Source organism: Caulobacter sp. FWC2 (genome assembly GCF_002742625.1).
Classification (GTDB): Bacteria; Pseudomonadota; Alphaproteobacteria; order Caulobacterales; family Caulobacteraceae; genus Caulobacter.
Genome location: NZ_PEBF01000001.1, coordinates 1,433,706 through 1,457,250 on the forward strand (window position 1 = coordinate 1,433,706; position 23,545 = coordinate 1,457,250).

23 protein-coding genes are annotated in these 23,545 nt (G+C 67.4%); 12 read left to right on the top strand and 11 right to left on the bottom strand.

Annotated elements, in window-relative coordinates; translation table 11 throughout:
* Nucleotides 1-96: 96 nt before the first annotated feature.
* Nucleotides 97-1,248 (top strand): pole-localized protein SpbR, encoded by a 1,152-nt coding sequence (gene spbR, locus CSW62_RS07020; protein ID WP_099576441.1) that lies wholly within the window; start codon nucleotides 97-99, stop codon nucleotides 1,246-1,248.
* A gap of 60 nt (nucleotides 1,249-1,308) precedes the next feature.
* The gene (locus CSW62_RS07025) at nucleotides 1,309-2,073 is read left to right on the top strand and encodes an NUDIX hydrolase (protein ID WP_099576442.1); all 765 of its coding nucleotides are present in this window, start codon (nucleotides 1,309-1,311) and stop codon (nucleotides 2,071-2,073) included.
* A 9-nt stretch (nucleotides 2,074-2,082) separates the two neighbouring features.
* Here the strand turns inward: CSW62_RS07025 and CSW62_RS07030 are convergent, their stop codons facing one another.
* Genes CSW62_RS07030 through CSW62_RS07045 form a run of 4 tightly spaced genes read right to left on the bottom strand, consistent with a single transcriptional unit; the run spans nucleotide 2,083 to nucleotide 5,634 of the window.
* Nucleotides 2,083-2,712 carry an ABC-type transport auxiliary lipoprotein family protein gene (locus CSW62_RS07030; protein WP_099576443.1) on the bottom strand — a complete coding sequence of 210 codons (630 nt, stop codon included), beginning with the start codon at nucleotides 2,710-2,712 and terminating at the stop codon, nucleotides 2,083-2,085.
* Between the two features lie 5 nt (nucleotides 2,713-2,717).
* The gene (locus CSW62_RS07035) at nucleotides 2,718-3,656 is read right to left on the bottom strand and encodes an MlaD family protein (protein ID WP_099576444.1); all 939 of its coding nucleotides are present in this window, start codon (nucleotides 3,654-3,656) and stop codon (nucleotides 2,718-2,720) included.
* The gene (locus CSW62_RS07040; RefSeq protein ID WP_099582193.1) at nucleotides 3,656-4,471 is read right to left on the bottom strand and encodes an ABC transporter ATP-binding protein; all 816 of its coding nucleotides are present in this window, start codon (nucleotides 4,469-4,471) and stop codon (nucleotides 3,656-3,658) included. Before CSW62_RS07040 ends, CSW62_RS07035 begins: the two co-directional genes overlap by 1 nt.
* Before the next feature lie 47 nt (nucleotides 4,472-4,518).
* The gene (locus tag CSW62_RS07045; RefSeq protein WP_099576445.1) at nucleotides 4,519-5,634 is read right to left on the bottom strand and encodes an ABC transporter permease; all 1,116 of its coding nucleotides are present in this window, start codon (nucleotides 5,632-5,634) and stop codon (nucleotides 4,519-4,521) included.
* 245 nt (nucleotides 5,635-5,879) lie between these two features.
* On the opposite strand from CSW62_RS07045, the gene CSW62_RS07050 reads away from it, so the two are divergent.
* Nucleotides 5,880-7,436, top strand: a complete 1,557-nt coding sequence (locus CSW62_RS07050) for a methyl-accepting chemotaxis protein (protein ID WP_099576446.1) — start codon at nucleotides 5,880-5,882, stop codon at nucleotides 7,434-7,436.
* 3 nt (nucleotides 7,437-7,439) lie between these two features.
* Here the strand turns inward: CSW62_RS07050 and CSW62_RS07055 are convergent, their stop codons facing one another.
* On the bottom strand, nucleotides 7,440-8,492 hold the full coding sequence (locus CSW62_RS07055; protein WP_099576447.1) for a LacI family DNA-binding transcriptional regulator: 1,053 nt from the start codon (nucleotides 8,490-8,492) through the stop codon (nucleotides 7,440-7,442).
* Nucleotides 8,493-8,707: 215 nt separating this feature from the next.
* Here CSW62_RS07055 and CSW62_RS07060 point away from each other — a divergent pair, with 215 nt between their 5' ends.
* From CSW62_RS07060 to CSW62_RS07070, 3 genes are read left to right on the top strand one after another with little or no spacing between them, the layout of a single operon-like run.
* Nucleotides 8,708-9,964, top strand: a complete 1,257-nt coding sequence (locus CSW62_RS07060) for an MFS transporter (protein ID WP_099576448.1) — start codon at nucleotides 8,708-8,710, stop codon at nucleotides 9,962-9,964.
* A gap of 20 nt (nucleotides 9,965-9,984) precedes the next feature.
* On the top strand, nucleotides 9,985-10,791 hold the full coding sequence (locus CSW62_RS07065; RefSeq protein ID WP_099576449.1) for an RNA methyltransferase: 807 nt from the start codon (nucleotides 9,985-9,987) through the stop codon (nucleotides 10,789-10,791).
* A 59-nt stretch (nucleotides 10,792-10,850) separates the two neighbouring features.
* Nucleotides 10,851-11,825, top strand: a complete 975-nt coding sequence (locus CSW62_RS07070; protein ID WP_099576450.1) for an alpha/beta hydrolase — start codon at nucleotides 10,851-10,853, stop codon at nucleotides 11,823-11,825.
* 7 nt (nucleotides 11,826-11,832) lie between these two features.
* Here the strand turns inward: CSW62_RS07070 and CSW62_RS07075 are convergent, their stop codons facing one another.
* Nucleotides 11,833-12,552: a YafY family protein gene (locus tag CSW62_RS07075; RefSeq protein ID WP_099576451.1), complete on the bottom strand. Its 720-nt coding sequence runs from the start codon at nucleotides 12,550-12,552 to the stop codon at nucleotides 11,833-11,835.
* Nucleotides 12,553-12,645: 93 nt separating this feature from the next.
* Here CSW62_RS07075 and CSW62_RS07080 point away from each other — a divergent pair, with 93 nt between their 5' ends.
* Both CSW62_RS07080 and CSW62_RS07085 read left to right on the top strand, forming a co-directional pair.
* Nucleotides 12,646-13,374 carry a glutathione S-transferase family protein gene (locus tag CSW62_RS07080; protein WP_099576452.1) on the top strand — a complete coding sequence of 243 codons (729 nt, stop codon included), beginning with the start codon at nucleotides 12,646-12,648 and terminating at the stop codon, nucleotides 13,372-13,374.
* A gap of 352 nt (nucleotides 13,375-13,726) precedes the next feature.
* Nucleotides 13,727-14,491, top strand: a complete 765-nt coding sequence (locus CSW62_RS07085) for a FadR/GntR family transcriptional regulator (protein WP_099576453.1) — start codon at nucleotides 13,727-13,729, stop codon at nucleotides 14,489-14,491.
* A gap of 89 nt (nucleotides 14,492-14,580) precedes the next feature.
* Here CSW62_RS07085 and CSW62_RS07090 read toward each other — a convergent pair whose 3' ends face one another.
* A complete protein-coding gene (locus tag CSW62_RS07090) occupies nucleotides 14,581-16,974 on the bottom strand; it encodes a TonB-dependent receptor (protein WP_099576454.1) in 2,394 nt (797 codons plus the stop codon).
* A 350-nt stretch (nucleotides 16,975-17,324) separates the two neighbouring features.
* Here CSW62_RS07090 and kduI point away from each other — a divergent pair, with 350 nt between their 5' ends.
* From kduI to CSW62_RS07110, 4 genes are all read left to right on the top strand, one after another.
* Nucleotides 17,325-18,173, top strand: coding sequence for a 5-dehydro-4-deoxy-D-glucuronate isomerase (gene kduI / locus CSW62_RS07095; RefSeq protein ID WP_233206625.1), 849 nt, complete (start codon nucleotides 17,325-17,327; stop codon nucleotides 18,171-18,173).
* A 51-nt stretch (nucleotides 18,174-18,224) separates the two neighbouring features.
* A complete protein-coding gene (locus CSW62_RS07100; protein WP_099576455.1) occupies nucleotides 18,225-19,433 on the top strand; it encodes a glycoside hydrolase family 105 protein in 1,209 nt (402 codons plus the stop codon).
* Nucleotides 19,434-19,463: 30 nt separating this feature from the next.
* Nucleotides 19,464-20,216 (top strand): FadR/GntR family transcriptional regulator, encoded by a 753-nt coding sequence (locus tag CSW62_RS07105; RefSeq protein ID WP_099576456.1) that lies wholly within the window; start codon nucleotides 19,464-19,466, stop codon nucleotides 20,214-20,216.
* A 113-nt stretch (nucleotides 20,217-20,329) separates the two neighbouring features.
* A complete protein-coding gene (locus CSW62_RS07110; RefSeq protein WP_099576457.1) occupies nucleotides 20,330-20,656 on the top strand; it encodes a hypothetical protein in 327 nt (108 codons plus the stop codon).
* Nucleotides 20,657-20,681: 25 nt separating this feature from the next.
* Here the strand turns inward: CSW62_RS07110 and CSW62_RS07115 are convergent, their stop codons facing one another.
* The 4 genes from CSW62_RS07115 to CSW62_RS07130 form a co-directional block, all read right to left on the bottom strand.
* Nucleotides 20,682-21,107: a VOC family protein gene (locus tag CSW62_RS07115; RefSeq protein ID WP_099576458.1), complete on the bottom strand. Its 426-nt coding sequence runs from the start codon at nucleotides 21,105-21,107 to the stop codon at nucleotides 20,682-20,684.
* Nucleotides 21,108-21,191: 84 nt separating this feature from the next.
* Nucleotides 21,192-22,286, bottom strand: a complete 1,095-nt coding sequence (rhaT, locus tag CSW62_RS07120; RefSeq protein ID WP_099576459.1) for an L-rhamnose/proton symporter RhaT — start codon at nucleotides 22,284-22,286, stop codon at nucleotides 21,192-21,194.
* Between the two features lie 34 nt (nucleotides 22,287-22,320).
* Nucleotides 22,321-22,635 (bottom strand): L-rhamnose mutarotase, encoded by a 315-nt coding sequence (locus tag CSW62_RS07125; RefSeq protein WP_099576460.1) that lies wholly within the window; start codon nucleotides 22,633-22,635, stop codon nucleotides 22,321-22,323.
* Nucleotides 22,635-23,543: an amidohydrolase gene (locus CSW62_RS07130; protein WP_099576461.1), complete on the bottom strand. Its 909-nt coding sequence runs from the start codon at nucleotides 23,541-23,543 to the stop codon at nucleotides 22,635-22,637. The genes CSW62_RS07125 and CSW62_RS07130 overlap by 1 nt, the downstream gene beginning before the upstream one ends.
* Nucleotides 23,544-23,545: the final 2 nt, after the last annotated feature.

A 23,545-nucleotide genomic window follows, 5' to 3' on the forward strand; every position in this document is an offset into this window, starting at 1 on the left:
ACGGGGTATCGTTAATCCACAGGTACGATATTCAAACAATCATTAAGCCTAACCGTCGAGGATAGGGCTCCAAGCACCAGGTCCCGGCAAGCGAACATGGCCACCACACGCGCCGCACTCACCGATTCCGACATCCGCATGCTCGTGAAGGGCGCGACGCCTGACGAGCGCGCGCTGGCGGCGCACAAGCTCTGCCGCAGCATCGACCGTGGCGCGCTGAGCGACGAGGACCGCCAGGTCGCGCACGAAATCCTGCGGGTGATGGCCGCCGACGCCGCCGAGCTGGTCCGCCGGGCCATGGCGGTGACCCTGAAGAACTCCACGGCCCTCCCGCCGGACGTCGCCAACCGCCTGGCCCGCGACGTCGAGAGCGTCAGCCTGCCGATCATCAGCTTCTCGCCGGTGTTCACCGACACCGACCTGGCCGAGATCGTCCGCGTGGGCGGTTCGGTGCGTCAGAAGGCGGTGGCCAAGCGCCCCAAGCTCTCCAGCCGCATCACCACCCTGCTGGTCGAGCAGGGCGACGAGGACGTGGTCGCTACGGCCTGCGCGAACGACAACGCCCGTTTTTCGGAAGTCGCGCTGCAGAAGGTCCTGGACCGCTTCGCCAAGTCCGAAAGCGTGCTGCAGGCTGTCGCCTATCGCACGGCCCTGCCGCTCTCTGTCAGCGAACGCCTGATCGACATGGTCGGCGAGCAGCTGCGCGATCATATCCTTGCCAGCCACGCCCTGTCGGCCGAGCGCACGATGGAGCTCATCCTGGGCGCCAAGGAGCGCGCCACGATCGACCTGGTCGACCAGGCCGGCCGCGCCGCTGATCCCAAGGCCTTCGTAGCGCACCTCAGCAAGGTCGGCCGCCTGTCGCCGTCGCTGCTGCTGCGGGCCCTTGCCCACGGGCACATGACCTTCTTCGAGTGGGCCGTGGCCGAGTTGGCCGGAATTCCGCACCACCGGACCTGGCTGATGATCCATGACGCTGGTCCGCTGGGGCTTAAGGCGATCTGCGAGCGGGCCGGCCTGCCGCCGCGCCTCTATTCGGCCTTCCGCGCGGGCGTCGACGCCTTTCACGGCCTGGAGTTCGACGGCGGCGCCCATGATCGCGAGCGCTTCCAGGAGAATATGATCCAGCGCTTCCTGACCTCGTCGCACACGGTCTCGCGCGAGGACAGCGAGTACCTGATGGAGCGCATGGATCGCAGCAGCGGCCGCCGCCGCTCCGATCGCGCCAGGGACCAGGGCGCGGCCTAGCCGAACGATTGTTCGAAAGGGGTCTGGGCAAGGGCGCGAGCCTGCGCCAGACTTCGCGCCATGTCTGACTCTCCGCCGGGCGAGACCCGTCTCGCCGCCACCGTACTGCTGCTTCGAGACGCGCCTTCATTCGAGGTGCTGATGGTCAAGCGGCATCATCAGATCGACTTCGCCGCCGGGGCCTTGGTGTTCCCGGGCGGCAAGAGCCACCAGGGCGACAGCGACCCGCGCTGGCGCGAACTGGCCATCGGCTTCGACGAGGTTGGCCAGGATGGCGTGGCCCTGCGCATCGCCGCGATCCGCGAGGCCTATGAAGAGGCCGGCATATTGCTGGCCCGCGACGGGGATGGGGCCTTCTACGCCGGAGAGGCGGCCAAGGACGTCCGGGCGGCGGTGGCCGAGGACAAGGTGGCCTTTCTGGACGTGGTCCAGGACCTGGGCCTGAAGCTGGATCTCTCGGCCCTGACGGTGTTCGCCCGCTGGATCACGCCCAAGCTGATGCCCAAGCGCTTCGACACCTGGTTCTACGTCGCCCACGCGCCGTTGGCCCAGCAGGCGATCTGCGACGGCCACGAGGCGGTCGACGCCGAGTGGATCGCCCCAGGCCTGGCGTTGGACCTGGCGGCCTCAGGGCAGCGCAAGGTGATCTTCCCCACGCGCATGAACCTGCAGATGCTGGCCGAGAGCGCCAGCCCAGCCGACGCCGTGGCGCGAGCTGTCGGGCGCGAGCTGGTCACCGTCGAGCCCTGGGTCGACGGCAGGGTGCTGCGGATCCAGGAGAACGCCGGCTATGGGCCGGTGACGGAACCCCTGGACGCGCTTTGAGCAGGCCCTCTAGTTCTTGGGTCCCGGCCCAGCCGCGTTAACCCAGGCCACCACGTCGCTCAGCACCTTGGCGTTGGCCTGGTCGAACGCCGGCACGATGGCCGAGACGCGGTTGTCGGCGGCCTTGACCTTGGCCTCGAAAGTCTGATCGCCGACCAGGGTGCGATCGCTATTGCGATTCAGGACGCCGCGGACGCGGACCACCACCTCGGGCGCGGACTTGGGACCGTTGACATAGTCGGCCTCGAAGGTCCGCACCTCAAGGCGCAGCACGAGGTCGGCCTTCGCCACCTCGCCCCTACCGATCAGGCGAGCGCGGCCCGGATCGTTCTCGAACGCGCGGGCGACGGCTTCCTCGAACAGGATGAAGGCCGGGGACACCCAGCGCGCGTCGGCGATATAGGCGACCTCGCCATTGGTCACGGTCAGGATGCGGTCGCCCGCCGCGGCGCGGGTGAAGGCCGACGGGGCCTTCTGCACGCCGAACATCGCGCCTGTCGGGGCCTTGGTGACGCTGACGTCGGCGTCGCCGAAGCGATACATCGTCGCCGGCTTGGTCTTCGGAAAGACGCTGATGCAGCCGGAAAGGGCCACGGCCAGGGTCGCGACGGTCAGGCCTCGGGCAAGGTTGCGCATCATCGGGCTCACGGCTTGACCTCCACTTCCTTGGCAGGGGCCTTGCTGACCACGCCACGGGGGTTCTGTTCGACGTCGCCGACCAGGCGATCCAGGGACTCGGCGGCCGACTGCAGGGTGACGATGGCCGCTGACAGCTGCGGCAGGCCGGTGCTGGCGAAGTCGCTGGTCGGACCTTCCAGCTTCGAGATCATCGAGCGCGCGTCCTTGGCGGCGGCCTTCAGTTCGGCGGCGGCGTCGCCGGCCTCCTTCAGGGTGCGCTTGGCGTCGCCCTCGACCAGCCCATTGGCGTTGTTGGTCAGATTGGTGATCGACTGGGCGGTCGCATCGATGCTCTGCAGCGCCTTCTGGGCGTCGGCGATGATCTCCTTGCGCTCGCGCAGTTCGGCGGTGACCGCCTGGACGTCGCTGAGCGAGGCGCTGAAGGTCTTGATGTTCTGGTCGGACAGGACACGGTTGACGCGGTCCAGCGCCTCAATGGTGCGGGTCAGCACGGTGCCGCCGCCTTCCAGCAGGTCGGAAAGGGCGCTGCGCTGGCTGCGCAGGACGGGGACCTTGCCGTTCTTGACGGTGTCCTTCAGCAGCTCCTTGTTCGGCGAACCGGCGGTGATCTGCACGTAGTTGACGCCCGTGATGCCCTGCGGCTCCAGCGTCGCGTAGCTGTCGACCTTGACCGGCACGTCCGAGGTCATGCGGACGCGGGCGATGACGCGGTTCGGGTCGCTCTTGTCCAGCTCGATACGGGCGACCTCGCCGACCTTGATGCCGTTGAAGTGGACTTCGCCCCCCGTCGACAGACCGCGCACGGGGCCGATGAACAGGATATCGTAGAGGTCGTAGTCCTTGTTGAAGCTGACCTTGGCCAGCCAGACGACGAAGATCACCAGCCCCATGAACAGGGCGAGGGATATGGCCCCGACCAGGGCGTAGTTGGCGTTTCTTTCCATCAGAAGTCCGTCCTTGCCTCGGCCGGATCCTCGGCGGTCGCGGCGGCGCGACCCCGGGGGCCCAGGAAGTATTGCTTGATCCAGGGATGATCCGAACGCTCGAGTTCGCGAACGGGCGCCACCGCGACGACCTTTTTGTCGGCCAGGACGGCGACACGGTCGGTGATGGCGTACAGGCTGTCCAGGTCGTGTGTGATCATGAACACCGTCAGGTCCAGGCTGTCCGACAGGTCCTTGATCAGGGCGTCGAAGGCCTCGGCCGCGATCGGGTCGAGACCGGCGGTGGGCTCGTCCAGGAACAGCAGTTCGGGGTCCATGGCCAGGGCCCGGGCGAGGCCGGCGCGCTTGCGCATCCCGCCCGACAGCTCGGCCGGCTTCAAGAGCGCGGCGCGGGCGGGCAGGCCGACCATGGCGATCTTCAGATCGGCGATCTCGTCGATCTCGCGGCGCGGCAGCCTGGTGTGTTCGTGCAGCGGCGCGGCGACGTTCTCGCGCACCGTCAGGTTCGAAAACAGGGCGCCTTGCTGGAAGAGAACGCCCCAGCGGCGCTCGACCGACGACCAGCGCCGGCGCGAGGCCACGCGCATGTCGCCGCCAAACAGCCGCACCTGGCCGCCGTCGGGCGTCTTCAGGCCGATGATGGTGTTCAGCAGCACCGACTTGCCGGTGCCCGAACCGCCGACCACGCCCAGGACCTCGCCGCGCTCGACCTTCAGGTCCAGGCCGTCATGGATGATGTTGTCGCCGAAACTGGAGACCAGGCCCCGGACATCGATCGGATGCTTCTCGGCCTCGGCGTTGTCCTCGGCCGGCAAGGGCGCGACCTCAAGCTCATGTTGCTTCTTGGTCGTCGGAGCGCGGGTCAAATGTCCAGCTCCATGTAGACCAGGGCGAAGACCGCATCGATCAGGATGATGGCGAAGATGGCGTGGACCACCGACGCCGTCACGCGACGGCCCAGGGACTCGACGTCGTTGCCGACCTCCATGCCCTGGCGACAGCCGATCGCGGCGATGACCGCGGCCATGACGGGCGCCTTGGACATGCCGATCCAGAAGTGGGTGGCGCCGACGAAGTCGATGATCCGCTGCAGGAAGAAGGTCGGCGACAGGTCCAGCACGACCCAGACCACCAGCATGCCGCCCGCCAGGCCCGCGATCGTCGCCACGAAGACCAGCAGCGGGATGGTGAACAGCAGGGCGGCGAAGCGGGGCAGAACCAGCGCCTCGTAGGGATCCACGCCCATGACCTGCATGGCGTCGATCTCCTGGTTCATCTTCATCGAGCCGATCTCGGCCGCGAAGCTGGAGGCCGAACGGCCGGCCAGCAGAATAGCCGTGATCAGGATGTTGAACTCGCGCATCACCGAGATGCCGATCAACTCGACCGAATAGACCTGGGCGCCGAACTCCGTAAGCATGTTGGCGCCCAGCAGGGCCACCACCGCCCCGATGAAGAAGGTCGTGGTCGCCACGATCGGCAGGGCGTCCAGGCCGGCGCGCTCGCACAGGGCCACGACCGGCGCCCAGCGGATGCGGCGCGGATCGGCGACGCATCGGGCCACGGCGACCAGCAGGTGGCCCAGAAAGACCAGGGTGCCGTAGGCGTCCTGGAACAGGCCAAAGACGCCTCGGCCGATCCGCTCCAGCAGGGCGTGGAAGCCGCCGGGACGAATCTCCGGCTCAGGCTCGACCTGGATGGCGGCGCGCACCAGTTCCAGCAAGCGCAGCACTTCGCGGCGCGCCTGGACGTTCCCCGGCTCGAGGTTCTCGCCGCCCGCCCGCAGAATCGCATAGGCGCCGGCGGTGTCGCAGCGATTGATCCCGGTCAGGTCCATATCGAGCGCGCGTTTGCCGGAGAGGTCAGCGTCCAGGCGCAGGCCCGCGTCGAACAGCCCCCGCGCGGTCCAGTCCCCCGTCAGCACGGCCGTCGTGCGGCCGTCCTGATCGTTTAAGGTGAAGTCCGCCGGTAAAGCCATGAAGTCCTGGGGGCTCGTTTCCTGGTTATATCCAAGCCCCGCCATGGGCCTGACAAGCCCAAAACGCGCCAAGGCGCAGCTTGTTGCCGAATAACGTTCCGCGCCTTGAAAACCCGCGCAACGAGGCGCCTCGACATTGTAGTGCGGCGGGTGCGCGCAGGCGTCCAAATTTCAGTCTTGGTTAACGGATTCCCGTCACGAACATGGTCAACGAAATCTTATCGTCATGACCGGAGCCCCAACGCATGAGCGCGCACGCCAAGCTTGATCAGCGGATGGCCTTCATGCGTTTCGACGAGCGCTCGCGCACGGCGCTGCGCGCCCTCAAACCCTTGATCGACTCTGAGATCAAGGGCGCGCTGAACAAGTTCTACAGCCAGGTCCGCACGTTCCCCGAGACGCGCGTCAAGTTTGGCGACGACGCCCACATGGCTGGCGCCGAGCGCGCTCAGGCGGCCCACTGGAGCCGGATCGTCCAGGCCGACTACAGCGACACCTATGTCCGCGACGTCGAGCGGATCGGTCGCGCCCACGTCCACGCCGATATCCAGCCGCAGTGGTACATCGGCGGCTACGCCCTAGTGGCCGAGGAGTTGATCCGCGCCGTCGTCGCCAAGCGCGCCAAGGGCCTGTTCAACAACGCCGCCAAGTCGGACGCCGATCTGGCCGACGGCCTCTCCGCCCTGACCAAGGCCGTGTTCCTAGACATGGATCTGGCCATCTCAAGCTATCTCTCGGTAATGCAGGAAGAGCGCGAAGCGGTTGAAGCCGAACGCCGGGTCGCCGAGCAGCGCCAGGCCCAGGCCGTGAAGGCCGTCGGCGAGGCTCTGTCCCGGCTGGCCGCCGGCGATCTGTCGACCCGCGTCGAGGGCGATCTGGCGCCCGAATTCCACAGCCTGAAGGTCGACTTCGAGCAAGCCGTAAGCGCCCTGGCCGAAGCCATGCGTTCGGTCGAGCACTCTGCCGGCGGCATCCGCTCGGGCGTCGACGAGATCGCCCGCAGCGCCGAGGACCTGTCGCAGCGCACCGAACAGCAGGCCGCCACGCTGGAGCAGACGGCCGCCGCCGTCGAGCAACTGACCAGTGCAGTCGGCAAGACCGCAAAGAGCGCCCGCGAGGTCTCCTCGCGTGTCAGCGAAGCCTCGACCGAGGCCGAACGCTCGGGCGACATCGTCACCCGCGCCGCCGAGGCCATGACCAAGATCGAGGCGCAATCCTCGCAGGTGAACCAGATCCTGGGCATGATCGACGAGATCGCCTTCCAGACCAACCTGCTGGCCTTGAACGCAGGCGTCGAAGCCGCCCGCGCAGGCGATAGCGGCAAGGGCTTCGCCGTCGTGGCGCAGGAAGTGCGGGCCCTCGCCCAGCGCTCGTCTAGCGCGGCCAGCGAGATCAAGTCGCTAATCACGGAATCGAGCCGCCAGGTCAGCGAAGGCGTCGACCTCGTCGGCCAGACGGGCGAGGCGTTGCGCGGCATCCACGAGAAGGTCGGCGGCATCGACGAGCTGGTGAACGCCATCGCCGCCTCGGCCAGCGAGCAGGCGACGGCCCTGGGCCAGGTCAATTCGGCCGTGACCCAGCTCGATCAGGTGACTCAGCGCAACGCCGCCATGGTCTCGCGGTCGACCGAAGCCACCCACGCCCTGCGCGTCGAGGCCGCCGATCTCTCGAACCGCGTCGGCGCGTTCCGCCTGGGCGGGCGTGCGCAAGGCTTCCAGCCGACCGAGCGCGAGCAGCCGGCCGAGAACCTCGTCCACGCCGCCCGCGCCCGTGTCGCCGCCTTCGCCCGTCCGGGCCGGTAAGGCTTATCTCGGCGGCGGGGCCGTCGAGGCGCGGTGGATCAGGGCGAACGGTAGAAGCTCATCCACCGGTCGTTCGGGCGGATCGTTGCTCTTGGCCTGGGCGATCAGCAACTTGGCCGCCACCGAGGACATCTCCGCGACCGGCTGGCGCACGGTCGTGAGCTGCGGGCGACTGAAGCGTGAGCTGGGGCTGTCGTCGAAGCCCGCCACCGACACGTCGCCGGGCGTCATCAGTCCGGCCTCGGCGATCGCCGCGATGCAGCCCAGGGCCATGTCGTCATTGCTGGCGAAGATCGCCGTCGGGCGATCGGGCAGGGCCAATAGCGCCTTGGCCTGCTCCAGGCCGGACTGGAAGGTGAAGTCGCCCTGGCGCACCCAGTCGCCGACGACGGACAGGCCGCGCGCCTTCATGGCCTCCAGATAGCCCTGACGCCGCGCCTGGCTGGCGCCGTAGCGCGGCTCGCCGACGATGAAGCCAATGCGCTTGTGACCAAGCTCGGCCAGGTGTTCGGTCATCTCGCGCGCGGCGGCGACATCATCCATGTGCACGCGAGAGCCCGGGCCGTCCGCCCGCTCGGGTCCGACGGGGACATAGGGCGTGGCGGTCTTGTCCAGAATCTCCAGCACACCGGGATTGTCGGAGGAGGGGGGCGTCAAGATCACGCCGTCCGGCTTCAGCGCGGCGATGAAGGCGGCCACGTCCTGGCGCACATTCGGGCCGTCATTGTCGATCAGCTCGATCAGCAGGTGATAGCCGGCCTCGCGGCACACCAGGGTCGCGCCCAACTGAATGCGGCTGAGATAGTCGGCGCCGCGCTCGCTCTGCCAGTGGTCGATGGTCAGGGCCGCGTCGACGAAGACGGCGATCACGAACGAGCGTGAGCCGGCCAGGCTACGCGCCGACAGGTTCGGACTGTAGCCCAGGTCGCCGGCCGCCTCGAGCACGCGATCGCGCATGGCGGGCCGAACGTTCGGCTCCTTGTTCATCACCCGCGAAACGGTCTTGATCGAGACGCCGGCCCGCGCGGCGACATCGTAGATCGTCACCGAGGCCATCAGATCGTCCCGACGCTGTTCTGACTCATGTTCATCGAGCCAACCTAGAGCGTCCGCGAGGGATAGGGAAACTCCCCCTTGTCTCGCAAGGAAGGCGCGGCCACTGTCGCCCTTCGACGCGGCGTAAGATCGCGGCGAGTCCGTTTCGTGAAACGGGCTCAATCTAAAAGTCTTAGAGCGGGGCGCTGGCCATGCTCTTGGGGGAGGTGAGTAGAGTGCGGCCTGACGACGGAGCGCGGCCCAAGGAGCCGGTGCGCGCGAACTTCATCGCCGCCTATACCCTGGCCCAGGTCGGGGCCTTCGTCTCGTTCCAACCGCTTTTGCAAGTCCTGCTGCCGTTGAAGGCCGAGTCGATCGACGCGGCCTCCAAGGCGGTGGTGCTGAGCCAGGTCGCCTTCTATGGCGCCATCGCGGCCAGCATCGCCAACCTGCTGGCCGGGGCGATCAGCGACCGCACCACCTCGCGCTTCGGCCGCCGGCGACCCTGGATGGTGGTCGGCGCGCTGGGGGCGTCGCTGGCCTATCTCGCCATCATGCACGCCAAGACCCCGCTGGCCCTGATCGGCGGGGTGATCCTGTTCCAGCTGACCTTCAACCTGTGCTTCTCGGCCCTGGTCGCGGTGATGCCCGACCGGGTGCCGGACAATCAGAAGGGGTCGGTGGCGGCCTTCCTCAGCCTTGGCAATCCCATCGGCACGGCGGTCGGGGCGGTGGTGATCGGCGGGCTGCTGGTCGTTGAATGGCAACGCTACGCCGTGATCTCGGCGGCGCTGCTGCTGGGCCTGGCGCCGTTCGTCATCCGGCTGCGCGATCCGCCACTGCCCAGGTCGGACGTACCGCCGTTCCATCTCATCGAGTTCATTCGAGGCTTGTGGGTCAGTCCGCGCAAGCACCCGGACTTCGCCTTCGCCTGGGTCGGGCGCTTCATGGTGCTGGTCGCCTTGAGCTTGGTGCAGAGCTACATGCTCTATTTCCTGCAGGACGTGGTCGACTATCCCAGCCTGTTCCCCGGCCATCGCTCCGAGGAGGGACTGGCGATCCTGGCGACCATCTCGACGGTGTTCAACGTCGCTTGCGCCATGCTGGGCGGAGTGCTTTCGGACCGGCTGAAGCGGCGCAAGCTGTTCGCCTTCGGCGCCGCCCTGACCATCGCCTCGTCGATGCTCGTCTTCTCGCTGTCGCCAGCCTGGCCGGTGCTGGTCGGGGCCTATATTGTCTACGGCTGCGGCGCGGGCTGCTTCTCCGCCGTCGATATCGCCCTAGTCACCCAGGTGCTGCCCTCGCAGCGAGACGCGGGCAAGGACCTGGGCGTCATCAACCTGGCCAACACCTTGCCCCAGGCTCTGGCTCCGGCGCTCGCGGTGTGGAGCCTTGGCTCGACCCAGGAAAACTTCCAGGTCTTCTTCTGGGTGGCCGCGGCGCTCGCGCTGGCTGGCGGTCTGGCGATCCTGCCGATACGAGGGGTGCGCTAGCCGCCGCCTCAGAGGTCTCCTTGCCGCAGTTCCATGTCGTCACCGATCCCGACGATCCCGCCGTCGCCCCGTTCCGGGCGATCAAGGAACGCGACCTGGTCGGGCGGGAAGGGCTGTTCATCGCCGAGGGGGAAACGGTGCTGCGCGCCTTCGTTCGCGATGCGCCGGAGCGCGTGGTCTCGCTGATGATCGATCCGAAACGCAAGGACAAGCTGGCCGACGTCTTCGCTGGCCTGCCGGAGGACGTCCCCATCCACCTCGCTGACCAGGCGGTGGTCGACGCCATCGCCGGCTTCCACCTGCATCGCGGCGTACTGGCGGTGGGGAGGAAACCCGACCCGATCCCAGCGCGTGCGTTGCTGGCCGGCTTGCCGGCGCGAGCGATCGTGCTGGTGCTGTGCGGCATCGCCAATCATGACAACATGGGCGGGATCTATCGCAACGCCGCCGCCTTCGGGGTCGACGCGGTAATCCTCGACGCCGACTGCTGCGATCCGCTCTATCGCAAGGCCATCCGCGTCTCGGTCGGAGCGGCCCTGTCGATCCCGACGGCGAAGCTGGAGCGCGGTGAGGACATCGCCGGCTTGCTGGCGGCGACCGGCTTCGAGGGGCTGGCGCTCAGCCCCTCGGCGACGGAAATCCTGGCGCGGCTGAAGCCCGCGCCTCGGACGGCGGTGCTGCTGGGCGCGGAAGGTCCCGGCCTGACGCCCGAGGTGATGGCCAGCGCGCGGACCATCGGCATACCGATGGCGGGCGGCTTCGACTCGCTCAACGTCGCCACCACCAGCGGGATCGTGCTGCATCACCTTCGGTTCGCCGAGGGCTAGGAAACCGGTTTCTATGCCTCTAGGGTCCCGCCACAACATCCCGTCAGAAGGCTAGATCCATGCTGAACCGTCGCGGCGCCCTGGCGACCTTTGTCACCGGCTTCCTGGCTTCGCTGGCGGCCAAGAGCGTCGAGGCCGCGCCGATGGAGCCCCTAGCCGATCCCACCGAGTCCATCGTCCTCTGGCCCGCCGGCCCGCCCGGCGGCGAGACGGTCACGGTCGAGGAAGTGATCATCGAGCGAGGGGACCCCAAGGGCGTGCGCGACCGGGCCATGGCCCACACCCGCAAGCCGGTGCTGCAGGTGTTCCGCCCCAAGACTCCGAACGGCGCGGCGGTGATGCTCATCCCCGGTGGCGGCTATGTGCGCGCGGTGCTGGACAAGGAGGGCTACGAGATGGCCCGCTGGCTGAACCAGCACGGCTACACCTGCTTCGTGCTGTTCTACCGCATGCCCGGTGACGGCTGGGCGGCGGGCGCCGACACGCCGCTGCAGGACGCCCAGCGCGGCATCCGTCTGATCCGGGCCCGCGCGGCCGAGATGGGCTTCAGTCCCGACCGCGTGGCGATCATGGGCTTCTCGGCCGGCGGCCACCTGGCGGCCAGCCTGACGACCCGCTTCGCCGACAAGACCTACGATCGGATCGACGCCGCCGACGACCTGCCGGCCAAGCCCAGTCTGTCGGGCCTGATCTATCCGGTGATCAGCATGGACCCGGCCATCGCCCACGGCGGTTCGCGCAAGGAGTTGCTGACCGCCGACGCCTCGCCCGAGCGGGCCGCGGCGATCTCGCCAGAGCGCCTGGTGACGGCCGGCCTGTCGCCTGTGTTCCAGTTGCACGCCGCCGACGACAAGACCGTGCCGGTCGAGAACAGCCTGGTGATGTTCGCGGCGCTGAAGGCCAAGGCCGTGCCGACCGAGCTGCATATCTTCGAGGAGGGCGGCCACGGCTTTGGCCTGCGCGGTACGCCGGGCAAGCCCGTGGCGGCCTGGCCCAGCCTGTTCGAGACCTTCGCAAAGCGGCACGGGATCTAATCCAGGTCTAGCAATCGGCGCGTTCCTTCAGCTTCCAGGCGGCGATCTCGGCGTCGCGGAACCTGATCCACTCGCCGCGCAGCACCGCCGGCCGCTTGCCGTGGCGTTCTTCCAGGAACTCCGCGCCGACCACGCGATCGGTGCGGAAGGTGCGGAACGCCTCGCGCAGTTCGCACCAGGCGATGATCATCCGGATCGTCTCACGATAGCCGACGGTCACCGGCCAGATCACCCGCGCGCTCACAGTTCCGGCGCCGTCGCTGTAGTCGAGGCGGATCTTGCGGCCGGCGTGGATCCAGGCGCGGACCTGGGCGACGTCGATGCGGTCGGTCTCGGGCTTCCAGGCCGGTGAGGCGCCGATCGCCGGCTCCAGCACATAGGGCCGCAGGCGGTCGGGCACGGCGGCGGCGATCTTGCTGATCAGGTCGTTGGCGGCCTTGGCCAGGACCGGGTCACCGCGTCCGGCCACCCACTGCGCGCCCAGCACCGCCGCCTCGATCTCGTCGGGGGTCAGCATCAGGGGCGGCATGTCGAAGCCGGCCTCCAGCACATAGCCGATCCCGGCCTCGCCCCGGATCGGCGCGCGCTGGCCGACCAGGGCGGCGATGTCGCGATAGACGCTGCGCTTGGAGGTCTCCAACTCGACGGCGATGGCGTCGGCGGTCACCGGCGCTCGGCTGCGGCGCAGGATCTGGATGATCTGGAAAAGGCGTTCGGCGCGTCTCATGGCCTCGAATATCGCTGATCGCTACTGACAGCATGCTGTCAGTAGCCTGGCGGTAGCAAGTCGTCACCACGACATTCGTGATGGAGAGGGACGATGATCACGCTATTCGCCGCCGGAGCCGGGTTCGGGCTGCCCGAGATCAGCCCCTATGTGACCAAGACCGAGGTCCAGTTGATGATGGCTGGCCTCGACTACAAGAAGACCCAGGGCAGTCGGGAGACCGCGCCCAAGGGGCAATTGCCGTGGATCGAGGACGCCGCCGTTGCGATCGGGGACTCGACCTTCATCCGCGCGCACATCGAACAGAAGTACGGCATCGATCTCGACATCGGCCTGTCGGGCAAGGAACGCGCCCAGGCCTGGGCGATCGAGCGCATGATCGAGAACCAGCTGGGCTGGGTGTCGGCCTATTTCCGCCACCTCGATGCGGCCAACTTCGCCAAGGGCGCCGCGCGGTGGTTCGATCAGGCGCCGGAGCCTATGCGTGAAGACCTCAGGCGGGGTCTGCAGGAAGCGATCGCGGCTAATGTTCGCGCGGTCGGCGTCGGCCGGCACCTGCGCGAGGAGGTCGCCTGGCTCGGCGGGCTGTCGCTGCGCTCGCTGGACGAACTGCTGGAGGACAAGGCCTATCTGATGCGCGACAGCCATCCGGTCGGCGTCGACGCCACGGCCTTGGCCATGCTGGCGGGGATCATGACGCCGCACTTCGACTCGCCGCTGCGTCGTGAGGCCGAAGGCTATCCGCGGCTTGTCGATTATGTCGGCCGGATGATGGCCCAGTTCTATCCGGCTCATCCTTGGGGATTGAAGCAGGCGGCTTGAAGCAAGATAACGCTGTCAAATTGGTCGTATGAGTTCAGCCGGTCGCTAGATGATTGGTAAGGCCATTTTCAATTGCATGGCTGGCCAATTTCGTTAGGTTGGGGGCGCGCGACGGACGGGGCTTTACCCTTGTTCGATCGCTTGCTCGTCGACCAAGGCGCTGCGTACCTTGCGCCAACCTCCTCCCGGGGCGGACGACGATGGCGGCCGGAGTCCTCCCTCCGGTCGCTTCGCCGGGACTTGATGGTAAGGCCACTCCGAGGGGCGTCGGCCCGCGAGTGCTTGTGAGCCGGCGGGACGCAGGCTAGTTCTGTGACGCGCCGATCGTGGCGCCTGTCCGTGGCCGCTCTTGATGTCGACCCCTTCGCCGGATTCCAGGCTCTACCAGCAGGTGGCGGCAACGATCAGCGGCGCGATCGCCGACGGCGTCTATCAACCGGGCCATCGCCTGCCATCCGAACGCGACCTGGCCGACGAGTTCGGCGTTTCACGCCCCACCGTCCGCCGCGCCGTCATCGCGCTGGAGATGCGCGGGCTGCTGGAGGCCCGCCAGGGGTCAGGCGTCTATGTGCGTCTCGACCAGCCGCCGCCGCCGGTGAAGGACCTCGACATCGGGGCCTTCGAGCAGGCCGAGGCCCGTCGCCTGTTCGAGGGCGAGGCCGCCGCCCTGGCCGCCACCCTTATCACCGACGAGGAGCTGGCCTATCTTGAGACCCTGGTCGCCGAGATGAACAGCGACGCCTCGACCAAGGAGCAGTCCGAGCTGGCCGATCGCCAGTTCCACATCTCCATCGCCCAGGCCACCCGCAACAACGCCGTGGTGCGCATCATCGAGAGCGCCTGGGACCTGCGCTACCGCTCGCGCCTGTGCATGCAGATGCTGGAAAAGGCCCGCCATGTGCGCAAGCGGCCGTTGAACGACGAGCACCAGGAAATCATCGAGGCCCTGCGGACGCGCGATCCCAAGGCCGCGCGCGCGGCGATGCAGACCCACCTGGGCGGCCTGATCGAGAACCTGCTGCTGACCGCCGAACTGGAGGCCATCGAGCGCACCCGCGAGAGCCTGGCGGCCAAGCGCGAAGAGATCGCCCTCAGGGCCGCTAGCGCCGCGAAATAAATCCTCCGCCTTCCAAAAAAGGAGGCCGGATCCGCAGGTGGGATCCGGCCGCAGGAGGGGGGCCTTGGAGGCGGGGCTGGACCCGGCCTCTAGAAGTTCACGTCCAGGCGAGCGCCCACGTAGCGGAAGGCGTCGCGACCGGGGAACCACGTCTTGCCGAGCGCGGTCGGGATGGCCGGATTGCTGTAGCCTGACGTGCCGTTGCCCAGGCCCTGGGCGTAGCGCTTGTCGAACAGGTTGTTGGCGAAGACCGAGATCTTGTAGCGATCGCTCAGGGCGTTGACGCCCAGCTTCAGGTCGACAATGCCGTAGGCCTTCTGGATCGTGCGCGGGTCCTGGCTCAGCGAGAAGTTCACGTCGTCCTGCCAGCGATAGGTCGCGCCGACGAAGCCCTTGAAGGGCATGCCGGGCAGATCGATGTCGTACTGGCCGCCGATGTTGAACTTGAACTTCGGGGTGTTGTTCAGGCGCTTGCCATGCAGGTTCTGCACCCGGCCGTTGGTGGTCGGGGTGCGGTAGCACTCGCCCGGCTTGCCGACATAGCCCGCGGGCTGCAGCGGCAGGTCGGCCGTGGCCGGTTGGGCGTTGTTGCAGGGGCCGTTGGCGAAGTCGACGACGGTCGCGTCTGTGTAGGCGAAGGCGCCGTTGATCCTGAAATTTGAGCTCAGGCGCGCCACCCCGTCCAGTTCCAGGCCCTGGGTGCGCAACTGACCGACGCTGTTCAGGAAGGTCAGGAACGTGCCGTCCGGCAGGAACGACGTCACCGAGGTCTGGAAGCCCTTGTAGTCGGCCCTGAACAGGGTGGCGTTGAAATAGGCGCGGCGGTCGAACAGGCTGCTCTTGAAGCCCAGCTCGTAGTTCTTGGCCGTTTCGGGCGGCACCGGCATCTGGGCGGCGATCCGGGCGTCGAAGGTGCTGACCAGGTCGTAGGCCTGACCCTTGTAGCCGGTCGAGAAGGTCGCGAACGTCATGATGTCCGGCGTCACCTTGTATTGCGCGCCGATCTTGCCGGTGAAGGCGTCGTCCTGGTCGGCCTTGCCGAACAGCTGGTGTGTCGTCGCCGCGCCGATGGCGGTGCTGGCGAAGATGGTCTTGTCGAACTTGTAGCTGATCTTCTGGCGATTGATCCGACCGCCGCCGGTAAGGCTGAGCCGATCGGTGAGGTCCCAGGTGGCGTTGGCGTAGGCCGAGTAGTTCTCGTTGGTGCTTTCGGCCAGGTAACGGGCCAACTGCAGCACGGGGCCGCGATTCAGGAAGCGGTCCAGGTCGTTCTTGGCGTACCAGAGGCCGGCCACGTAGCGCAGCCGTGTGTCCCCCGGCGAGGTCAGGCGGAACTCCTGGGTCCAGCTGTCGGCGTGGAAGTAGCCATTGATGACCGCGCCGCTGTTGACGCCCGAGGGGTTGGCGACGGGGAAGCCCAGCAGGAACGGTACGTCGGTGCCGTCGATGTCCTGGAAGTCGGTCATCTTCCAGCGATCGTGCGACGTGATCGACGACAGGGTGTGGCCCTTCAGCGCCGAGCCGTCGCCGAAGGCGTAGTCGAGGCGGGCGGTCGTGCCGAACACATCCGAGTTGCCGCCGCCGATACGGTCGTCGGCGCGCAGGAAGTGGTTGTTCTTGTCGATCGTGATGCCGCGCAGCGTCGTGCTGGCGGGGAAGCCCGGCTCGCCCTGATAGAACAGGCCCGGCGTCAGCTCGCTGATCACGCTGGCGCAGCAGCTGCTGACATTGTGGTTGTAGCGTGGGGCCAGGCTGAGGGTCAGGTTCTCGGTCGGCGTCCAGACCAGCTTGGCGGTGGCGGTGAAGCCCGAGCTGCCGTTGACGTTCTTGCCGGTGGTGAGGTTCTTGACGTTGCCGTCATAGTCGCTCTTGGCGGCCGTCAGGCGAAACAGCAGGTTGTCGCGGATCGGACCCGAGACGGTGAAGGCCAGGCGACGCTCGGCGTCGTCGGTGGCCAGCGCCATGGCCTTGCCGGAGAATTCCTTGGTCGGAGCGGCGGTGACGATGTTCAGTACGCCGGCGATGGCGCTCTTGCCGAACAGGGTGCTTTGCGGGCCGCGCAGCACTTCCACGCGCTCGACGTCGATCAGGTCCTTGAAGGCGGCGGCCTGGAAGCCGACCGGCACGTCGTCGATGACCACCGCGACATCCGACTCGACGGCGATGCCGTTCGAGAAGGTGCCGATGCCGCGCATGTTGATGCTGAAATTGCCCGGCTGGCTGCCGTAGTTGATCACCAGGCCCGGCGACAGTTTCACCAGGTCGCCCAGCTCGCGGACGTTGTTGCGGTCCAGCACGTCGGCGGTGACGGCGGTCACCGAGACAGGCACGTCCTGCAGGCGCTCGGCGCGCTTGGTCGAGGTGACGATGATCTCTTCGAGCTGTGCGGAGTCGGTGTTGGTCTGCTGAGCCAGAGCCGCGGCGGGGGCGGCGAGCAAGGCCGTCGCCGTGGAGGCGAGCAGCAGCAATCGGATGCTGGTCATGGTCCTGGTGTTCCTGCGCCTGCCGCTGGCTCACTGTCCCGCGGCTAATTGGTATGCCCAACTGATGACTTATGGTCAGACCAGTTGTCAAGTAGCGTCGTTCGGCGAGCGGATATGGTCTGGGTGGTTGTTTTCACTGTCAATTCGGCGAACAGCTTGGCGAACAAGGGCTAATGACAACGTTGGACATGCAATCGGCGCGCGTTCGGCCTTTACGGCGTCACCATCGGATTGGTAATGTCGGTTTCGCAACCAGCGAAAAACGGGGGATGGATGCGCGCCACGGAGCGACCGCCGGTGAATGCCGCGGCTGGCCAGCGCCCTCCCCGAAGTGGAGGCCAACTCGGCCGATGAGCGTTCAGATGGACTATCGTGAGAGCACCGATCGCGCGGGCATGAGCCGCATGACGGGGCGCGAACTGCGCGACACCTTCGTCATCGACAAGCTGTTCCGGCCCGGCGAGCTGTCGCTGAGCTATCTGGAGATCGAGCGGGCGGTGGTCGGCTCGGCCGCGCCGACCGATACGCCCCTGACCCTGCCGACCCACAAGGAGCTGGCCTCGCGGTTCTTCTGTGAGCGGCGTGAGGTGGGCGTGATCAACATCGGCGGTCCTGGCGTGGTGACCCTGGATGGCGAGGGTCTCGACCTAGCGCGCCACGACAGCCTCTATGTCGGCCGTGGGACGCAGGCCGTCAGCTTCGCGAGCGACGATCCTGCCAACCCGGCCAAGTTCTACTTCGTCAGCTATCCGGCTCACGCCAGCCACCCCAGCAAGCGGGTGCGGCGCGACGAGGCCAGGACGATCCAGGCGGGGGAGGCGACGACCGCCAATCGTCGGGTGATCCGTCAAGCCATCCGCCCCGGCATCGTCGAGACCTGCCAGCTGGTGATGGGCTTCACCGAACTGGCCGACGGCAATGTCTGGAACACCATGCCGCCGCACACCCATCGCCGGCGCAGCGAAATCTACATGTACTTCGACACCGACCCTGGCCGGGTCATGCACCTGATGGGGGAGCCGTCCGAGCCCCGCGCGGTGTTCATGGACGAGGGCGAGGCGGTGTTCTCGCCCAGCTGGTCGATCCACAGCGGCGTCGGCACCTCGAACTACACCTTTGTCTGGTCGATGGGCGGGGAGAACCTGGAATTCGACGACATGGACGTCCTGGCGGTCTCACAGCTCGGCCCCAATACCTAGGCCTAGCGCCTGGACCAAACCCATAAGAACAAGACGGGAGAAAACGGACCCATGACCTTCAAGACGCTCCTGACGGCGGCCTTGGCCGCCGCGATCCTGGCCGGCGGCGCGGCGCCGACCATCGCCGCCCCCCGAATGTCTGCGAAGGCCGCCGTCGTCAGCGTCACGGCCTCTTCGGTCGACGCGGCCGGCCGCAAGGTCGCGGCCTGGCAGCTGGCCCACATGGACAACTTCGACTACGTGCCGGTCGCCGCGTTCCGAAAGGACACCGAGGCGCCCCGCGACTGGATCCAGGCGGCCTTCTATATTGGCCTGTACACCTTCGCCGACGCGACCCAGGACCCGTACCTCACCACCGCGATCCTCAAGCACGGCGAGGCGCAAGCCTGGGGCTTCGACCATCGTCCGCGCCACGCCGACGCAGACGCCACCGGCGCGGTGTGGGTCTGGGCCGCCGGTCGCACCAAGGACCAGAGCAAGCTCGCGCCGATCCGCGCGCGCTTCGACGCGGTGCTGGCCGATCCGTCCACCGTGTCGCTGGACTTCGCGCCGAAGCCGGCCAAGGGCGACCCCTACTGCCAGGCGCGCTGGTGCTGGAGCGACGCCATCTTCATGGCCCCGCCCGCCTGGGTCAGCCTCGCCAAGGTCACTGGCGACAGGCGCTACCTGGACCACGCCGACAGCGAGTTCTGGGCGACGACCGACTATCTCTACGACAAGACCGACCATCTCTATTTCCGCGACAGCCGCTTCATCACGCGCCGCAGCGACGCGGGCGCGAAGATCTTCTGGGGACGCGGCAATGGCTGGGCCTATGCGGGCATCGCGCGGATCCTGCAGGACCTGCCGGCCAATCATCCCAGCCGTCCGAAGTACGAGGCGATCTTCAAGCAGATGTCGGCCAAGATCGTCACCCTGCAGGGCGCCGACGGCTACTGGCCGGTCTCGCTGCTGGAGCCGCAGAAGACGCCGGAGACCAGCGGCACGGGCTTCTTTGTCTACGGCCTGGCCTGGGGCGTGAACCACGGCCTGCTGCCCCGCGCCAAGTACGGCCCGGCGATCGACAAGGGCTGGAAGGCGCTGGACGCGGCCATAGAGCCGGACGGTCGTCTGGGCTGGGTGCAGCGCGTCGGAGTCGCGCCTGACCAGGTGGGTCGCGATGATACTCAGCTCTATGGCGTCGGCGCGTTCCTGCTGTCGGCCAGCGAAGTTCGCAAGCTCGCGCAAGGCTCTGCTTCCAAAGGCCTGACCTCGCGCTAAGATAGATTCTCTCCATCCAAGCGAGGTTTGATGCGCACGGCGCAGGATCCCCAGAAGCTGTACCAGCAGGTGGCCCGTTCGATCGCGGCCTCGATCGCCGAGGGGCGCTATGTCCCTGGCGACCGCCTGCCGTCCGAGCGGGGACTGGCCGACTCGTTCGGGGTCAGCCGGCCCACGATTCGTGACGCGATGATCGCCCTGGAATTCCAGGGGCTGGTCGAGGCCCGCCAGGGCTCCGGCGTCTATGTCACCACCCGGGGCAAGCCCGAGGAAGACGTCACCGAGGCCGAGGTCAGCGCTCTGGAGCTGACCGAGGCTCGCCGCCTGTTCGAGGGCGAGGCCTGCGCCCTGGCCGCCGCGGTCAGCGACGAGCATATCGCGGGGCTGGAGCGCATCGCCCGCGACCTGACCAACCTGGCCGCCACCGAGGACGGCGAGCGGCTGGAGCACGATTTCCACCTCGCCGTGGCCCACGCTACCCGCAACGCCGCCATCGTCGCGGCGGTCGAGGAGATCTGGACGCTGCGTCGGCAGTTTCCCGACTGCTCCAGCCAGTTGCGCCGCGTGCGCCTGGCCGATCCGAAGAACTTCGCCGAGGATCACCACCGCATCGTGGCCGCCTTGCGCGACCGTGATCCCAAGGAAGCGCGCCGCGCGATCCATGATCACCTGAACCGCACGGTCGAGACTCTGTTGTCGATGGCCGAGCGCGATGCGCTGGAGCGGACCCGCCGCGAGATGGCTGAACGCCGCGACGAACTGTTGCGCCGCACTACCATCTGATGTTGTCCCTGGCTGGCTCCGACCCAGCCGCGATAATTCGTCGCACAAATCATGGGGTTGCCGTCACAGGCCTGCGCGTGCTGACCTCCCCTTAGGGAATCAGGGGGTTACTGATGTCGGATAAACTCGCGCCTGCGAGCGTTGAAACGGTGCTGAAGGCGATCTCGACCGAGATGTCGATCGCGGCGGTGGCGTGCGGGCATCTCGACGTCGCCCTCGGCAAGATCCTGGAAGTGGTTCCGGACGAGCATCGCCTGTCGGTGATGCAGGAGCTGCACACCGTTGACCTGTTGGCTCAGCACATCACCGCGCTGACCGACTTCACCGGCAATCTGTCGCAGCAGCACGGGCAGGGTGTGCTCGAGGTCAACGACTCCCTCGGCGCCATCACCCTGGGCGATGTCGCCGGCCGCCTGCGCGCCTCGATCTCGGGCGAGTAGAAGACCGGCGGACCAAGTTGCCGGATCAGGGCTGGGCGGGGATGGTGTTGATCATCCACGGGATACCGAACTTGTCAGTGAGGCTGCCGTAGCCCGGCGACCAGAACGTCGCGGCAAAGTCCATGCCGACCTTGCCGCCTTCCGAGAGCGCGTCGAACACGCGCCGCGCCTCGACCGGGTCATCGGCGTGATAGGTGACATCGAAGCCGTTCTTGGGCTTGTCGATGTTCGGAGCGAACTCGGGCGGCATGTCCGCCCCCATGATCGCCTGGTCGCCGACCTCCAGCCACGCATGCATCAGCCAGTCCTTGTACTTCGCATCGACCGGCATGTCGGGCGGGCCGTCGCCGAACGGGTAGGCGGCGGTGACCTTGCCGCCCAGGACCTGGGCGTAGAAATCGAACGCCTGGCGGCACTCGCCCTTGAAGCTGAGGCTGGTGACGATCTTCACGGTAGTCTCCTCGCTGTGTCCTGGGCGCTAGGACGGCCCTTTGCGGCCGACCCTAGCGCATGACCATGACGGGAGACAGACAGGCTACGCGGCCCCGATCTTGTTGCCGTAGCCGATGACGATGGTCGCCACGATCAGCAGGGCGATGCCGCCCCAGACCGTGGCTTTCACGCCCGGACGGGCGTCCTTCCACTCCCGCAGGGCAAAGCCCCAGACGGTGCCGAAGATGATGATGCTGGCCATGTGCAGCGTCCAGCTGGAGAAGCCGAACTTGCCCATCTGGCTCTCGCCCATCGTGTAGAAGAAGAACTGGAAGTACCAGGCCGTGCCGGCCAGGGCGCACAGCAGGTAGTTGGCCAGCAACGGCGGCTTGGCTTCGCCAGCGTCTTTGGAAGCCGCGTCCTCGGCAGGCGCGGCGCCGCCCAGCCACTGGCCGGCGCTCTTGTTGCGCACGATCAGGAAGCCGCACCAGACGCCGTTGGTCAGCAGGCCGCCGAACATGACCAGGCACAGCACCGGCAGGCCGGTCCACAGCGGGCCGGTGCCAGCCGCCGCCGACAGCGCCTTGATCGGCTCGCCCGCCGCCAGACCGAAAGCGAAGCAGGCCGACATGATCCCGGAAAAGATCGCCACGGCGACGCCCTTCTTGAAGTCGAACTCGGCGATGACCGCTTTCTTGGCGTCCTCGGAGAGTGCGGCGTCCTTGCGCGCCCCGGCCAGGGCTACGACGACGATGCCAGCCAAGGTGATGACAAGGCCTAGCAGGATGATCCGGCCCGAGGCGTTGTTCAGCAGCTTCTCGGCGAAGTCGCCCTGGACGATCGGCGGGATCAGCGTCCCGAACACCGTGCAGAGGCCTAGCACCACCGCCATGCCAAGCGACAGGCCCAGATAGCGCATGGTCAGCCCGTAGGTCAGGCCGCCGAAGCCCCAGAGCACGCCGAACAGGATGCAGAGGCCGGCGATATTGCCCGGCACCTGGCTCATCACGCCCATCAAGTCGCGGGTCTGGATCGCGGCGAAAAACCACGGCGCCAGCAGCCAGGAGAAGATCCCCCCGGTCAGCCAGAAGATCTCCCACGACCAGCGGCGCACCCCGCGATAGGGCACGTAGAAGCTGGCCGAGGCCAGGCCGCCCAGCCAGTGGAACAGCACGCCGAGCAACGGGTTGGGCGTCATGGTCTTCTCCCTTTTCTTCTTGTCTTGGATGCTGTCAGGCGAGGTGGAACAGGGTGTCCAGCGCGACGCTGACCGGCGATTTGTCCGGATTGACTTCCATCAGCGGCGCCATGGATCCCCACCAGCGCCGCATCACCGGATGGGCGGGCAGGTCGTCGAGCCGCTCGGGCGTGGCGCACCACATCACGGCGAACAGGGCGTTGGTCTCTGGGTCATGGTGGATGGAATAGTCGGAGATCCCGCAGCTCTTCAGCAGCGCCTCGAGTTCCGGCCACAGGGCGTCGTGCCGGCGGCGGTACTCGTCCAGCCGGCCGGGCTTGAGCCGCATGCGGGTGGCGATCTTGCGCATCAGAGGTCCAGGCCCAGGCGATAGAGGCGGTTGGCGTTACGGCCGAACAGGTCGCGGCGCTCGTCCTCGCTGAAGCCGGCGGTGATGGCGGCATAGGCGGTCAGGTGTCTGTCAAGGCTGCCGAACAGCTTGTCGGTCGGCACGTCGCTGGCGAACATGCAGCGGTCGGCGCCGAAGATGTCGATGGCCTCCAGGATGTAGGGGCGGATCTGATCCTGCGTCCACCGGCGATGGACGAAGCCGAAGCCCGAGAGCTTGGTCGAGACCTGGGGCAGGGCGGCCAGGGCCTTCATGCCCTCGCGCCACTGGGTCTTGCCGGCCTCGTCGGTCTCCACCGGCATGCCGGCGTGGTTGATCATCACCGGCGTGTCGGGATGGGCGGCGAACAGGTCCACCAGGCCCAGCATCTGTCCGGGATAGCACTGCAGGTCGAACGACAGGCCGTGCTTTGCCAGCAGGCCAAAGCCCGCGCGCCAGGCCGGGTCGCCGGTCACGTCGCGCTGGGTGTAGGTGCGCTGCGGATCGGCGTGCCAGTTGACGATGTGGCGAATGCCCCGGACGCTGCGATGGGCCGCATGGGCCTCCAGCAGCGCCTCGACGTCCGGCGCGTCCAGGGCGGCGAAGGCGACGAGGCCGCTGGGCAGGCCGCGCGCGTCCGACAGCGCCTGCAGCCAGCGGGTCTCTTCCAGCGCTGACGCGCCTTCCGCCCCCGCATCCGCATGCACCGCCCCGACGACGTTCCAGGCCTTGGCGTCGGCCAGATAGTCGTCCAGCAGATAGGTGTGCGCGATCGCCTCGACGCTGCCGTTCGGACCGGTGTCGTCGAACGGCGGCGTCAGCCAGGGATAGCGGATGCGCGTGAGGTCCCACAGGTGGATGTGCGCATCGACGAAGGGCAGGGCGCCCATGG

What these genes read in the sequence shown, in the direction of transcription:
- CSW62_RS07035 (WP_099576444.1), bottom strand. Translation starts at nt 3,656, where the DNA reads ATGGAAAGAAACGCCAACTACGCCCTGGTCGGGGCCATATCCCTCGCC.
- spbR (WP_099576441.1), top strand. Translation starts at nt 97, where the DNA reads ATGGCCACCACACGCGCCGCACTCACCGATTCCGACATCCGCATGCTC.
- kduI (WP_233206625.1), top strand. Translation starts at nt 17,325, where the DNA reads ATGAGCGTTCAGATGGACTATCGTGAGAGCACCGATCGCGCGGGCATG.
- CSW62_RS07025 (WP_099576442.1), top strand. Translation starts at nt 1,309, where the DNA reads ATGTCTGACTCTCCGCCGGGCGAGACCCGTCTCGCCGCCACCGTACTG.
- CSW62_RS07090 (WP_099576454.1), bottom strand. Translation starts at nt 16,974, where the DNA reads ATGACCAGCATCCGATTGCTGCTGCTCGCCTCCACGGCGACGGCCTTG.
- CSW62_RS07110 (WP_099576457.1), top strand. Translation starts at nt 20,330, where the DNA reads ATGTCGGATAAACTCGCGCCTGCGAGCGTTGAAACGGTGCTGAAGGCG.
- CSW62_RS07105 (WP_099576456.1), top strand. Translation starts at nt 19,464, where the DNA reads ATGCGCACGGCGCAGGATCCCCAGAAGCTGTACCAGCAGGTGGCCCGT.
- CSW62_RS07050 (WP_099576446.1), top strand. Translation starts at nt 5,880, where the DNA reads ATGAGCGCGCACGCCAAGCTTGATCAGCGGATGGCCTTCATGCGTTTC.
- CSW62_RS07055 (WP_099576447.1), bottom strand. Translation starts at nt 8,492, where the DNA reads ATGGCCTCGGTGACGATCTACGATGTCGCCGCGCGGGCCGGCGTCTCG.
- CSW62_RS07075 (WP_099576451.1), bottom strand. Translation starts at nt 12,552, where the DNA reads ATGAGACGCGCCGAACGCCTTTTCCAGATCATCCAGATCCTGCGCCGC.
- CSW62_RS07030 (WP_099576443.1), bottom strand. Translation starts at nt 2,712, where the DNA reads ATGATGCGCAACCTTGCCCGAGGCCTGACCGTCGCGACCCTGGCCGTG.
- CSW62_RS07085 (WP_099576453.1), top strand. Translation starts at nt 13,727, where the DNA reads ATGTCGACCCCTTCGCCGGATTCCAGGCTCTACCAGCAGGTGGCGGCA.
- rhaT (WP_099576459.1), bottom strand. Translation starts at nt 22,286, where the DNA reads ATGACGCCCAACCCGTTGCTCGGCGTGCTGTTCCACTGGCTGGGCGGC.
- CSW62_RS07080 (WP_099576452.1), top strand. Translation starts at nt 12,646, where the DNA reads ATGATCACGCTATTCGCCGCCGGAGCCGGGTTCGGGCTGCCCGAGATC.
- CSW62_RS07070 (WP_099576450.1), top strand. Translation starts at nt 10,851, where the DNA reads ATGCTGAACCGTCGCGGCGCCCTGGCGACCTTTGTCACCGGCTTCCTG.
- CSW62_RS07100 (WP_099576455.1), top strand. Translation starts at nt 18,225, where the DNA reads ATGACCTTCAAGACGCTCCTGACGGCGGCCTTGGCCGCCGCGATCCTG.
- CSW62_RS07045 (WP_099576445.1), bottom strand. Translation starts at nt 5,634, where the DNA reads ATGGCTTTACCGGCGGACTTCACCTTAAACGATCAGGACGGCCGCACG.
- CSW62_RS07125 (WP_099576460.1), bottom strand. Translation starts at nt 22,635, where the DNA reads ATGCGCAAGATCGCCACCCGCATGCGGCTCAAGCCCGGCCGGCTGGAC.
- CSW62_RS07130 (WP_099576461.1), bottom strand. Translation starts at nt 23,543, where the DNA reads ATGGGCGCCCTGCCCTTCGTCGATGCGCACATCCACCTGTGGGACCTC.